Below are 1325 nucleotides of genomic sequence, written 5' to 3'. Positions count from 1 at the left end.
GGTCGGCGCAGACAGCCACACTGCAAAGAACATTCTTATTGCCACCGGATCGGAACCCGCCGCCCTCCCCGGCGTGGACATCGACGAGGTGGATGTGCTGAGCAGCACCGGTGCGCTGGCGTTAGAAGCCGCGCCAGAGCATCTGGTGGTGATCGGCGCCGGCGTGATCGGGCTTGAACTCGGTCAGGTCTGGTCACGCCTCGGATCCAAAGTGACGGTTGTGGAATACCTGGACCGTATCCTGCCCGGCGTCGACGGCGAGATCGCCAAGCTGTCCCAGCGAGCGCTGTCCAAGCGCGGGCTGAAGTTCCAACTGGGCCGCGCGCTGAAGACCATTGCAAAGGGCGAAAACGGCCTGACCCTGACGCTGGACCGTGTGGGCAAGGACAAGGAAGAGCAGATTGAGGCGGACAAGGTGCTGATCGCCATCGGCCGCCGTCCTGTGACCCGCGGCCTGGGCCTGGAAGAACTCGGTGTCTCCATCAATGGCCGCGGCTTTGTCGAGGTGGACGAAACCTTCCAAACGTCGGTTCCCGGCATCTTTGCAATCGGCGACTGCGTGCCCGGCCCGATGCTGGCGCACAAGGCCGAAGAAGACGGCGTGGCCTGCGTCGAAATTATCGCGGGCGAGCATGGCCATGTGGATTACAACACCGTCCCCGGCGTTGTGTACACCGACCCCGAAGTTGCCTCGGTCGGTCTGACCGAAGAGGCGCTGAAAGAGGCCGGAACCGAATACATCTCCGGCAAGTTTGCCTTCATGGCCAACTCCCGCGCGCGTTCCACCGGCGAAACCGACGGCGCTGTCAAAGTGCTGGCATCGCCCGGGGGCAAGATCCTCGGCGCCCATATCTGCGGCGCGCATGGCGGTGATTTAATTGCAGAATTGGTGCTGGCGATGACAAAAGGTGCTACTATCGAGGAGGTTGCACGGACCTGCCACGCGCACCCTGCGATGGGTGAGGCGGTGAAAGAAGCCTGCCTTGATGCACTTGGCCGTGCCATCCACGCCTGATCTGGAGGGAGTTGCCAGATGACGATCCAGCTAAGACCCCGCCACCCGGAAAAGGCCCACAAGGCCGACAGCGCCATCCCGCGCAAACCGAAGTGGATCCGCAAGAAGAAGATCGAAGGGCCTGAGTATTACGAGACCCGCAAGCTGATGCGGGAGCATGATCTGGCGACCGTCTGCGAAGAAGCCGCCTGCCCCAACATCGGCGAATGCTGGTCCAAGCGCCATGCCACCATGATGATCATGGGCGAGGTCTGCACCCGCGGCTGCTCCTTCTGCAACGTGACCACCGGCAGGCCGGACACGCTGGACG

1 protein-coding gene and 1 pseudogene are annotated in these 1325 nt (G+C 62.8%); both read left to right on the top strand.

Going from position 1 to position 1325, the window contains the following annotated elements; all coding sequences use genetic code 11:
- The coding region (locus tag A2I95_RS38710; RefSeq protein WP_291737694.1) for an FAD-dependent oxidoreductase at positions 1-1015 on the top strand (1015 nt) is incomplete at its 5' end.
- Between the two features lie 18 nt (positions 1016-1033).
- Positions 1034-1325: pseudogene (locus A2I95_RS38705) on the top strand (lipoyl synthase); the annotation flags it as partial.

This window comes from Leisingera sp. F5, assembly GCF_001593695.1.
The sequence above is the reverse complement of the archived record's forward strand: the minus strand, read 5'-3'. Positions and strand labels throughout refer to the sequence as shown.